An 11,497-nucleotide genomic window follows, 5' to 3' on the forward strand; every position below is an offset into this window, starting at 1 on the left:
AAGTTAAATTAACAAAAGGCAGCAAAATCGAGATAGAATACATTGTTTGTATGAAAAAAGAAACCTTTTTTTGCACTTTAATCGATAAAATATGCATTTTGTCGCGAGTCTTTAGTACCTTTGAGCCCAAATTATTCGTCCCAAATCAAAAATTACTCCCTGTAAAATGAGTAAGTTTATGAATCGAAAAAGACATAAAAGATTATCTTTACTATTCTTTTTTATGTCTGTCAATTGGTGCCTTGCACAAATGGCTGTCCCTTTTAAAGAGCGATACAAAGCGAATGTAAAAGGAGATATGACTATTATTGCCAATTCCATCTTAAACCGAATCGACAAAAAAAACGCACCTAACGACCCGTACAATGACCAAAGTATCGATGCGATTACCAATGATGAAATTGATATGGAATACATTGATATTGACAGCGATAAACAGACTTTTTCTTCGAGTAGTGCTGCATTATTTCAAAAAAACGAAAACGCCAAGAAAATAATTTATGCCGGATTATATTGGTCTGCCACTTATAAATATGAGAGTGGTTATAAAAAAGGAGCGGATAAGTTTGTTGCTTTTGATAAAACCAGAGAACCTTTTGAAGAAGTACTAGTTAAGTTTCCAAACCAAAAAGACTACACAACGGTTAAAGGGGAAATAATTTTTGACGGATTTAAAGACAGAATATTTAAAGACGCCGCTCCCTATGCCGTTTATGCTGATGTTACTCAACAAGTTAAAGATCTAGCAAACCCATTTGGCTTTTATACAGTTGCCAATGTAAGAGCCACGCAAGGAACTCTTATTGGTGGTTCAGCAGCGGGATGGACTATGATTTTTGTTTTTGAAGATTCGTCAATGAGTGAAAAATTCATTGTTTCGCATGATGGATTTGCCGGAGCTTCCAGCGAAAGTGTTGCTATTGTTTTTAAAGGATTTAAAACACAACCCGAAGGGAATGTTCTTGTAAAGTTAGCAGGTGCAGCATTAGAAGGAGACTTTAAAGTTGATGGCGATTTGTTTATGTTCGGTTCAAGTAAAAATAAAGATTTTACAAATGTAAAAACCGTTACCAGACGGTACAGTAATTTTTTTGACAGTTCAATCACCATTGAAGATGAACAATTTAAATACCGAATACCAGACAGTAAAAACACTTTAGGGTACGACTCTTTTTTAACTACTTTATCAAATTATAACAACCGCTTTATTGGCAATAATTTAGATGAAGCAACAGTTCGATTCAAGTCCTCAGGTGATGTTTTTTATCTTTTTTTTAGTGCGATGGCCATTGAGACTAAACCGGCTATTGAAATACAAGTAGACAACACGAAATTTGTCTATGAAGACAACAAATTTAAAGTCGTTGACAAAATCACTAATAAAGAGATAGTACAAAATAAAGCAATACAAGATTCAACAACCAATTCTTTGGCATTAAAAACAAAAGAAGCATTTTCGCATGACACTCTTGAAAATTCTAGACCAATTGCAGTTCAAGATGAAAAAAAAGACATTGTACAAGCAGTAAAGCAAGAATCACAACCAACTTCAAATTCTGACACTAAAAAAGAAGTTACAATTCGTTCTTCTTCTCAAACTACCCAAAAAGAGGGAGAAGTAAAAAAAGAGGAAACAAATTTAAAAAAGCCAATAATAAAAGATGAAGTTGCTTCTTCAAATAAAAATAACGTAGTTAAACCACAAACTAATCCTATTGTTATTATTCCCGAGACAGTAAAAACAGAAAGGCCAAAAGAAAAAGAAACTTCAGAAATTGAAGTCCTTAATGATATCGACTCCCCAAAAGGGTACTACTTGGTGGTAAATGTTTTTAACGAAAGGGTAAATGCTGCTCGGTTTATGAAAAGTTTGAGAGATAAAGGGCTAGATCCTAACTATTTTACAAATCCAACCAATAATTACATGTATGTTTATCTTGATTATGTTTCGACAAGACAAGATGCAGACCGACTTATAGCCAATAAACTAAACAATTCATACGCAGAAGAAATGTGGATATTGGTTGTAAATATGAATGAATAACTGAAACAGGAGAAATATCAAACCAAATTATTTTTAAAAATTTTATATTTGTCTTTCAAACAAATAACAAAACTTACAAAACAATGAAAACGTTGAACGACTTCAATTTTAAGAACAAAAAAGCAATAATTCGGGTAGATTTTAATGTTCCCTTAGATGAAAATTTCAATGTAACGGATATCAATAGAATTGAAGGAGCAAAACCAACCATTGTCAAGGTATTAGCTGATGGAGGAAGTGTGATTTTAATGTCTCATTTAGGAAGACCAAAAGGTGTTGAAGAAAAATATTCACTCCAACATATTGTTTCCAAAACGGAAGAAGTAATTGGAGTACCGGTCAAGTTTGTATCTGATTGTATTGGAAATCTTGCTGAAAAAGCTGCAGCCGATTTAAAACCGGGAGAGGTTTTATTACTTGAAAACCTTCGTTTTTATAAAGAAGAAGAAGCCGGGGATGTTGCTTTTTCAAAAAAATTAGCCTCTTTGGGAGACATTTATGTGAACGATGCATTTGGAACTGCTCACAGAGCTCACGCTTCTACTACTATCATTGCTCAGTTTTTTCCAAACGATAAATGTTTTGGAGCTTTATTAGCTAAGGAAATTGAAAGTTTAAACAAGGTTTTAAAAGACAGTGAAAGACCAGTTACGGCTGTGCTAGGTGGTTCTAAGGTGTCTTCAAAAATTACTGTGATTGAAAATATTTTAGACAAAGTAGACCACATGATTATAGGAGGCGGAATGACTTTTACTTTCGTCAAAGCCTTGGGTGGAAACGTAGGTGATTCAATTTGTGAAGATGATAAACTCCAATTGGCCTTGGATATTTTGCATTTGGCAAAAGAAAAAAATGTACACATCCATATTCCGGTCGACGTAGTGGCAGCCGATGCGTTTGCAAACAACGCTAAAACCCAAATAGTTGATGTACGCGAAATTCCTAACGGATGGCAAGGTTTGGATGCCGGGCCAAAATCATTAGAAAATTTCAAAGAGGTTATCATGCATTCCAAAACAATATTATGGAATGGTCCACTTGGGGTTTTTGAAATGGAAACATTTGCTAAGGGAACGATAACATTAGGGAGCTACATAGCCGAAGCAACGGCAAATGGAGCTTTTTCATTAGTTGGTGGAGGAGATTCCGTTGCAGCGGTAAAACAATTCGGATTGGAACCAAAAATGAGCTATGTCTCAACCGGAGGAGGAGCAATGTTGGAAATGTTGGAAGGAAGAACTTTACCGGGAATAGCTGCAATTTTAAGTTAAAAGAAACTTTTTAACAATAAATAAACGATATGTGTCGTTTATCTTAGTTATGTTTGTAATCCATAACCAATTGACCAATAATACATTAACCTAGAAAGAATGAATTTACGAAATACCACACTACTCGTTGTTCTGTTTTCTGCAACTTTTTATGCTCAAGAATCAACGCTTGCTGACGTAAATACAACGGCAGAAACCAAATTATCCTATTTAGATTCCATTAAATCAACTTTTCAAAAACACGATATCGCAGCTTGTGTTGATGAGCGTTGGATGAATGAGTTGAGTAATCAGGATTTATTCAGCGAAATGATTGCGGATATTGAAAACACCAATATTGATGATAAAGTTGACTACGATTTATCAACCGAACTGCTAAAAGAACGATTAAAAGCATTGGATGCAAAATCTGCTTTTCACATCGAATACAATCCAGGTTTAGAAAATATTATTAAACATTATCTTAAAAACAGAAAAAGATCCTACGAGCGTTTGATGGCTTTATCACAATATTATTTCCCAATTTTTGAGGAAGCGTTAGCTAAATACAATGTTCCGTTAGAAATAAAATACTTAGCTGTTGTTGAATCTGCCCTAAATCCCAGAGCAGTTTCCAGAGCCGGAGCAACCGGATTATGGCAGTTTATGTATGGAACCGGTAAGCAATACAACCTAGATATAACGACCTTCACCGATGAGCGTAGTGATTTGTTAAAAGCCACCGATGCTGCCTGTCAATACATGGTGAATATGTATAAAATTTTTGGTGATTGGGACTTGGTTTTAGCCTCTTATAATGCCGGCCCAGGGAATGTAACGAAAGCTATTCGTCGTTCCGGAGGAAAACAAAACTATTGGAATATTAGACCTTATTTGCCCAAAGAAACACAAGGCTATGTTCCTGCCTTTTTGGCAACGATGTATGTTTTTGAATACCACAAAGAACATGGAATTAAACCTGAAAAACCTATTGTGCATCATTTTGCAACAGACACAATTATGGTCAAAAGCAAAATGTCTTTTAAACAATTGTCAGACATATTAGACTTACCGGTAGACCAATTACAATTTTTAAACCCTTCGTACAAGAGAGATTTTATTCCTTTTCAGGAAGATAAAAAACATTTTCTTCGGTTACCATTGGATAAAATAGCTGTTTTTACCTCTAACGAGAATAAAATTTACGCCTATTGTGATTATGATTTTAACCAACGTGAAAAACCGTTTTCTTCTGAGGAGTTGGTAGCTTCTTCAGATGCTTCTATTGTTTCCAAAACCAAGTATCATAAAGTGAGAAGAGGAGAATCGTTAGGTTTAATTGCTCAACGTAATGGTGTATCTGTATCAGAATTAAAACGATGGAACGGATTACGGTCCAACAATATTGTTGCCGGAAGAAGTCTTAAAATAATTAAAGAAGAAAGAGTTGCAGTTGCTCCCAAAAAAGTTGTTGAAACTCCTGTTCCCAAAGCAGTAGTTTCTTCGGATTCGATAAGAGTTAAAGAAGCAAAAACAATTGAAACCGCTAAATTTCATCTTGTTGAAAAAGGAGAAAGCTTGTTCAGCATTGCTCAAAAGTATGATGTAACCAGCGATGAATTAAAAGAATGGAATAATTTGGAAGACGAAGCAATACAATCGGGCTCAAAATTAATTGTAACTGCTTTAGAAAAACAAAAAACAGAAAATCATGTTGTTCAAAGTGGTGAAAACCTAAATTCAATTGCTAAGAAATATGATGTAACAATTGATGAACTCAAAGAATGGAATGAATTAGAAGATAACAATATTAAATTAGGCTCAACCTTAAAAATAATGCTTCCTGCCGATGAAGAAGTTGTTGTAGCAGAAGTTAAACCAAAAAAGTCCGAAAAACAGTCTCCTTACAAGTCTGAAAAAGTTTATATTGTTCAAAAAGGAGACTCGCTTTTCAGTATTTCTCAAAAAATTAAGGGGGTAACGGTATCAGATTTAAAAAAATGGAACGGTATTAGCGGTAAAAATATTAAACCGGGAATGAAACTTAAAATCAGCGGATAAAAAAGTTCATTCTGTTACAAAACACCATCATGAAAAGAGTTGTTATTTTATTGTTTGTTGCGTTATTTTTTGTTTCTTGTAAAGAGGAAAATAGAGAAGATATTCTAAATGAATCTTCAGGAAAGATTAATCATTTGTCGGTTATTATTGAAAACCAATTGTGGAATGGCGAAGTCGGCGATAGTATCAGAACAATTTTTGCTGCTCCGGTAGATGGTTTGCCTCAAGAAGAGCCCTTATTTACCATAAAACAGTATGCTCCTAATTTGTTTGAAGGTTTTATGACTAATAGTCGTAACATTTTGGTGGTCTTGAAAAAAGAGGAGAACAACTTTGAATTAATTGAAAATGAGTTTGCTAAACCACAAAATGTAGCTCATATTACCGGAAATTCAGTAACGGAGATAGTTAATTTGTTAGCCAAACATTCACCGGAAATCATCAACAAATTCAAGCAAACGGATATAAAGGAAAACCAACGAAGAATCGCCAAATCGTTGTTGGACGATTCTAAAATCAGAAAAAATTTTAAAGCGAGTTTAAAACTTCCAACCGCTTATCGGTATATTATTGAAGAAGATAAATTCTTTTGGATACGGAAAGAGCTTCCTTCGGGAAACGCCAGTATATTGATTTACGAAGTGCCACTAAACACTATTCAAAAGGATACCAACACGGTAGCTAATATTATTCAAATGCGTGATTCCATTGGGCAAAAACACATTGAAGGTACACTTCCCAATACCTATATGATTACCCAAGCAGCCTATTCGCCTTATTTTTTTAACATTATCATGAACGGCAAAAAAACCTATGAAACTAAGGGAACTTGGGAATTGAAAAACGATTTTATGGCCGGACCGTTCATCAATTACGCCATTAGAGACGAAAAAAACAATCGCTATTTGATAATTGAAGGGTTTTGTTATAATCCATCAATGGCAAAACGGGACATTATGCATGAATTGGAATCCATCATTAAATCGGTAAAGCTTTTATAAATTTCGTTTTTAATTAAAAACATCTTCAAATTTCATTAAATTCGTAGGAGGTAAACCTGTGAAAACACATTGATGAAGCTACAATTCAAAATAAAGCGATTTAACGAGCTTTCTCTATCCGAACTATATAAAATCCTGCAACTGCGGAGTGAAGTGTTTGTAGTAGAGCAAAATTGCGTTTACCAAGATATTGATGGTAAAGATGATAAAGCAATTCACCTTATCGGAATATTTAAAACCGAAATCGTAGCCTATGTTCGGATTTTTAAACCCGGTGATTATTTTGAAGAAGCCTCCATCGGCAGAGTAGTAGTCAAACAAAAATACCGCGACAGAAAATGGGGTTACGATTTAATGCAAGAAGCTATTGCAGCAACAAAATCAGAATTAAACGAAACCAAAATTACCATTTCAGCTCAACTATACCTTCAAAAATTCTATGAAAACTTAGGTTTTGTAAAAACAAGTGAAGTGTATTTGGAAGATGATATTCCGCACATCCAGATGAAACGGTACTAACCTTACAACTTCGTAATCACCAACTCCACCCGTCTATCCAATTCCGGACTTTTGCCCAACGGTTTGGTGTTTCCATAACCTTTAAAAGTCATTCTGGCTTTTGGTACTTTTTTTAGAGCAAGGTATTTGTAAACCGCTTCAGCACGGTTGTGCGAGAGTTTACGTTTTTTGGTTCCTTTGTCAATGGCTTCTTTGTGGTTGGGCGGTGTGCAACACACATGACCTTGCACTTCGATGTTAATGTTTTTGTTCTTAATTAACATACGAGCTATTTTATCCAACTGGTTTTTGCTTTTAATCGACAATTTGCTACTTCCTCTTTCAAAAATCATATCCGAAAGCATGATACGGTCTCCCACAATGTTTTCTTTGTTAAAAGTGGTATAAACACCGGGCAATTTAATTTCTTCTTCAGGTTGGGGTTTCATGTTCAAAACAACATCAACACGACGGTTTTTGGAGCGAACTTCGGGTAAGTTTTCTTCAATATCATCATCAATCAAAATACGGCCTTTTCCTTCGATGGTCACAATAATTTTACTCTTGATACCACTTTTTGTGATTTCGCTTTTTACTTTATTGGCTCTTTCTGTCGATAATTTTCGGTTATAATCTTCTTTGCCCACATCGTCGCAATAGCCAAAAATTTCAATGCTTTCTACACGCGTGCTGTCTACTTTTTGTAGAAAACCAGCCAATTCATTGGCATATTTTGATTCAACATCTGATTTGTTAGTTTCAAAATAAATGGATTGAACGATTTCTTCCTGAGCAAAAACAGTATGGTTGACCAGAAAAAAAAGGATGATAGCCCAAGGTTTTATCATTTTAAAAGAATTTTATTGTATTCGGAAGCATTAGCCAAAATGGCTGTTCCTTTTTTTACTTCAGAATTATTTTGAATGTAATATTGATAAAGTCCTTCTTTGTATTGATACCGTTTAATCAATTCATCCAAAAGCAACTCTTTGATTTCATTTTTGTTTTTATCTAATTGAATCTCTTCACTTTTTCGCAAAGCAGTCATCAAGTTTTGATATTCCGTTTTGATGTTTTCGTCAATTTTTTCATTTTGAGCAACTTCTAACGTCTTTTTCAATTGCTTTTCGGTTTCCGTATCGAATGAGAAGTTTTCTTTCTTTAAAAAGGCTTTAAAATCGTTAAAATCTGTATCTGTAATGATTGGAATGGCGTTGCCTTGATTCGGATTTTTATAAAAATAAGTTGTAGCAAAATTAAAAATAGCATCATTCTTTTGGAGAGCTTCGGCAATTGAACTTAATTTGGTTTCTACCAATTCTACATCGGGTTGAATGCCGCCGCCATCATACACAGTTCTCCCTTTTTTGGTTTTGAAGGCGTTAAAGTTTTTGGCATCGGTTTTAATTGCTTTTCCTTCCGCATCTTTTTTCGAATAATCTAACGCTTGAATACATCTGCCGGAAGGCGTGTAATAGCGAGAAATTGTCACTTTTACCTGCGTTCCATACGTTAAATCCAGCGGACGTTGCACCAATCCTTTTCCGAAACTGCGGCTTCCCACCACAACGGCACGATCCAAATCTTGTAACGCACCGGAGACAATTTCGCTAGCCGATGCACTTTTTCCATCCACTAAAACAACCAAAGGAATGTCTAAATCAATCGGTTCGCGAGTAGTTTTATAGGTTTGGTTGTGTTTTTCAATTTTCGATTTGGTCGTTACAATCACTTCGCCTTTCGGGACAAAAAGGTTGCAAATATTCACTGCTTCGTTCAATAAGCCACCGGGGTTTCCACGTAGGTCTAGAATGATTCGCTCAGCCCCTTTTGATTTTAACTCCAACAAAGCGGCTTGCGTTTCAAATGAAGCTTTCCGGTTGAATTGCGAAAGCACAATATATCCTGTTTTATCATCTACTTTTCCGTAAAACGGTACCGCTTTTACTTCTACTTCGTCCAACACAATGGTAGCGGTTTGCGTTTTTCCTTGACGGATGAATTTTACTTCCACTTTAGCATTTTTTGCACCTCGCATTAAGGCAGAAGCATCTTCTTTATAATCTCTTAAATTTACATCGCCAATTTGAAAAATTTCATCACCGGCTTTTAATCCTGCTTTGTCGGCCGGATAATCTTTGTAGGGTTCTTTAATAATGATTTTGTCGTCTTTTCGGGTAATCATCGCTCCAATTCCGGTATACTCACCCGTGTTGTTGATTTTAAATTTTACTACATCTGCTTCGTTGAAATAGTTAGTATACGGATCCAAATCGGCCAACATACTTTTGATGGCTTTGTCCATCAGCTCACCCGGATTGGTCTCGTCAACATAGTTCATGTTCACGGTTTTAAACAAATTGGTGAAGATTTCAATTTGCTTGGCAATTTCAAAAAAGTCTTCTCTAAAACTACTACCAACAAATAAAAATCCACTTAAAACTACGGGAATGATATAGCGTTTTTTGAGTTTTTTTAATGGGGAATTATACATTTTTCTTTCTCAGTTTTTTTCTAATGAATAAAATAACAGCCACTAAAATAAGAATAAATGGCCAAATATGAAGCAATCCGATAAAGAAACTCGAAATTCCGTTCCAACCCGATTTAATGGCGTTCCACATTTTGGTGCCATACGAAACTGTGGCATTGTCTGCGTTGGCTACTTTTTTATAAAATTCGATGGTCACGGTGCTCAACGAAACGCGGTTTTGTAAATATTTTAATTGTCCTTCTTTCGCTTCAATTTCTTCCCGAATGACCGATAATTCTTTTTCAATTTCCAAAATTTCGGAAACTTTGGTCGCCTTCGAAAGCAACTCAAGATAACGAGCTTCCAACGTTTTTTTGGCTTTTAATCGGGCTTCAATATCGATAAATTCGGCCGTAACATCTTGGGCAGAAATTTCTTTTCGGTCAAAATAGGCGACGCCTTTTCCAACATCCGCCAAAAAAGCATCAAAATTAGCGTTTGGAATGCGAACCGTAATCGTTCTGTAGAGCGAATTGTAGTCTTTTCCTTCCGCATCACTTTGTACATAGGCTTTGTTTTTCTTGACGGATGCGATAATTTGCTGATAGGTAGCGTCTAAATCTTGCGTTTCATAGCGAAGATTGCTCTGTTTGATGATTTTTTGTTCGGTTTGGGCTTCAAAATTACCTGAAGTGACCTTGTCGTCTATCATTGCCGGAGCGGCTTCTTCCATTACTTCGGTTGCATATTCAGTAGTATCTGAGCCTTTACTGCACATTAGAGGAAAAACCAAGAGGGAAAGGTAGGCTATTGCTAATTTCATAAAGAATTGATTTAGAAGTAAAACGAAAATTTCTCAAAAAACGTACAACAACAATCGAACCAATTTTTACGACTGAATTTCCTTGATAAATTTCTCAAACAATTGAATCGTTTTTTCGTTCATCTCGGTAAAAGTCATCGCCTCTTTGCTTTGGTAAAAAAACATGATGGCGTATGGTTTATCAAGATTTTCCAACAAGATTTTTTTATTCAACCGATAGCATTCGCGAAGCAACCGTTTGTAGTAATTGCGATCGACTGCTTTTTTAAAATATTTCTTAGAAACCGAAACCCCAAACTTAATTTTCTCGTCGTTCTCCAATGCCACCGGAGCAAAAACCAACCGCAGCGGATACTTTGAAACCGATTTTCCATCCGAAAACAGTAAATCAATCTGCTTTTGACTTTTGAGTTTTTCGTGTTTGGGATAGGTGAATGACATGAGGCAAAAGTACTAAAAGCTTTTTAATGATTTTGTATTTGTTATGCACGAATACATTTGAATTGCAGTTGTAAAATTTGATAGTATACTTAAATTGCTGCTACTTACTAATTAATACGTCCCTGCAGTTTTTTATTGATTGTATCCACGCTCGTTAAAACATAAAAATCCGAACGTACTGTCCGGATTTTTAATTTAATTTGTAGTTTGAAAGACTTAAATTTATAACCAGCTAAGTAAAACGTGGTCAAGAAAAAAATAAAACGGAGCTTACGCATTTCACGTTATGTGATTTATAAAGAAACCCTGGTGGACTACAAAGAACACTTTTGGTCCTTTGTGGGAGCGTTTGTGGGCATTGGCCTCATTGCCTATTTTCAAAGTCATTGGTTAACCAAAGAAGAAAACATCTTCCTGATTGGCTCTTTTGGAGCATCGAGCGTGTTGTTGTATGGGGCTATCCAAAGTCCGCTTGCTCAACCTCGAAATTTAATTGTGGGTCATTTAATTTCGGCCTTTATTGGCGTAAGCATTTATAAACTTCTACCGGATATTATTTGGGTTACTGCTCCGCTTGCGGTGGCTCTTTCTATTGTTGCGATGCAAATGACAAAATCGCTTCATCCGCCTGGAGGAGCAACTGCACTAATCGCTGTTATTGGCACAGAAAAAATTAAAGCATTGGGTTATTTTTATATTATATCGCCGGTATTAACGGGCACGTTAATTCTGTTTGTGGTTGCGTTAGTGTTCAATAATATTACAAAACAAAGACATTATCCAGCAGATAAAAAGCTGCGAGAAATCTTTTGGAAATGGAGGTGATTTCTAGTCGTTAAATTGTCAAAGATGTTTTTTAGCATTGTGAAGCAGAGCTGATATCTTCCAGCTAAATAAAAAAACAAA

At 35.4% G+C, this 11,497-nt stretch carries 10 protein-coding genes; 6 read left to right on the plus strand and 4 right to left on the minus strand.

Annotation, left to right across the window (positions count from 1 at the left end):
• Positions 1-166: 166 nt before the first annotated feature.
• The 5 genes from R2782_RS03470 to R2782_RS03490 all read left to right on the plus strand — a co-directional run bounded on the left by R2782_RS03470 (position 167) and on the right by R2782_RS03490 (position 6,875).
• Complete coding sequence (locus tag R2782_RS03470; RefSeq protein ID WP_371266683.1) at positions 167-2,044, plus strand: SPOR domain-containing protein; 1,878 nt, start codon at positions 167-169, stop codon at positions 2,042-2,044.
• Positions 2,045-2,127: 83 nt separating this feature from the next.
• Complete coding sequence (pgk, locus tag R2782_RS03475) at positions 2,128-3,315, plus strand: phosphoglycerate kinase (protein ID WP_371266684.1); 1,188 nt, start codon at positions 2,128-2,130, stop codon at positions 3,313-3,315.
• Between the two features lie 99 nt (positions 3,316-3,414).
• Complete coding sequence (locus tag R2782_RS03480) at positions 3,415-5,355, plus strand: LysM peptidoglycan-binding domain-containing protein (RefSeq protein ID WP_371266685.1); 1,941 nt, start codon at positions 3,415-3,417, stop codon at positions 5,353-5,355.
• Between the two features lie 29 nt (positions 5,356-5,384).
• The gene (locus R2782_RS03485) at positions 5,385-6,356 is read left to right on the plus strand and encodes a DUF4837 family protein (protein ID WP_371266686.1); all 972 of its coding nucleotides are present in this window, start codon (positions 5,385-5,387) and stop codon (positions 6,354-6,356) included.
• Positions 6,357-6,428: 72 nt separating this feature from the next.
• Positions 6,429-6,875, plus strand: coding sequence for a GNAT family N-acetyltransferase (locus R2782_RS03490; RefSeq protein WP_371266687.1), 447 nt, complete (start codon positions 6,429-6,431; stop codon positions 6,873-6,875).
• A 2-nt stretch (positions 6,876-6,877) separates the two neighbouring features.
• On the opposite strand, the gene R2782_RS03495 is transcribed toward R2782_RS03490, so the two are convergent.
• From R2782_RS03495 to rnpA, 4 genes are all read right to left on the minus strand, one after another.
• Complete coding sequence (locus R2782_RS03495; protein ID WP_371266688.1) at positions 6,878-7,702, minus strand: OmpA family protein; 825 nt, start codon at positions 7,700-7,702, stop codon at positions 6,878-6,880.
• Positions 7,699-9,348 carry a S41 family peptidase gene (locus R2782_RS03500; protein WP_371266689.1) on the minus strand — a complete coding sequence of 550 codons (1,650 nt, stop codon included), beginning with the start codon at positions 9,346-9,348 and terminating at the stop codon, positions 7,699-7,701. Before R2782_RS03500 ends, R2782_RS03495 begins: the two co-directional genes overlap by 4 nt.
• The gene (locus R2782_RS03505) at positions 9,341-10,150 is read right to left on the minus strand and encodes a DUF4349 domain-containing protein (protein WP_371266690.1); all 810 of its coding nucleotides are present in this window, start codon (positions 10,148-10,150) and stop codon (positions 9,341-9,343) included. Before R2782_RS03505 ends, R2782_RS03500 begins: the two co-directional genes overlap by 8 nt.
• A 66-nt stretch (positions 10,151-10,216) precedes the next feature.
• Positions 10,217-10,591 carry a ribonuclease P protein component gene (gene rnpA, locus R2782_RS03510; protein ID WP_371266691.1) on the minus strand — a complete coding sequence of 125 codons (375 nt, stop codon included), beginning with the start codon at positions 10,589-10,591 and terminating at the stop codon, positions 10,217-10,219.
• A 243-nt stretch (positions 10,592-10,834) separates the two neighbouring features.
• Here rnpA and R2782_RS03515 point away from each other — a divergent pair, with 243 nt between their 5' ends.
• Positions 10,835-11,416 (plus strand): HPP family protein, encoded by a 582-nt coding sequence (locus R2782_RS03515; protein ID WP_371266692.1) that lies wholly within the window; start codon positions 10,835-10,837, stop codon positions 11,414-11,416.
• Positions 11,417-11,497 lie beyond the last annotated feature (81 nt).

This window comes from Flavobacterium sp. (assembly GCF_041392085.1).
GTDB lineage: Bacteria > Bacteroidota > Bacteroidia > Flavobacteriales > Flavobacteriaceae > Flavobacterium.

Excerpts from the sequence above, each read along its gene's own strand:
- R2782_RS03505 (WP_371266690.1), bottom strand. The coding sequence starts at position 10,150 with ATGAAATTAGCAATAGCCTACCTTTCCCTCTTGGTTTTTCCTCTAATG.
- R2782_RS03480 (WP_371266685.1), top strand. The coding sequence starts at position 3,415 with ATGAATTTACGAAATACCACACTACTCGTTGTTCTGTTTTCTGCAACT.
- R2782_RS03490 (WP_371266687.1), top strand. The coding sequence starts at position 6,429 with ATGAAGCTACAATTCAAAATAAAGCGATTTAACGAGCTTTCTCTATCC.
- R2782_RS03485 (WP_371266686.1), top strand. The coding sequence starts at position 5,385 with ATGAAAAGAGTTGTTATTTTATTGTTTGTTGCGTTATTTTTTGTTTCT.
- R2782_RS03495 (WP_371266688.1), bottom strand. The coding sequence starts at position 7,702 with ATGATAAAACCTTGGGCTATCATCCTTTTTTTTCTGGTCAACCATACT.
- R2782_RS03470 (WP_371266683.1), top strand. The coding sequence starts at position 167 with ATGAGTAAGTTTATGAATCGAAAAAGACATAAAAGATTATCTTTACTA.
- rnpA (WP_371266691.1), bottom strand. The coding sequence starts at position 10,591 with ATGTCATTCACCTATCCCAAACACGAAAAACTCAAAAGTCAAAAGCAG.
- R2782_RS03500 (WP_371266689.1), bottom strand. The coding sequence starts at position 9,348 with ATGTATAATTCCCCATTAAAAAAACTCAAAAAACGCTATATCATTCCC.
- pgk (WP_371266684.1), top strand. The coding sequence starts at position 2,128 with ATGAAAACGTTGAACGACTTCAATTTTAAGAACAAAAAAGCAATAATT.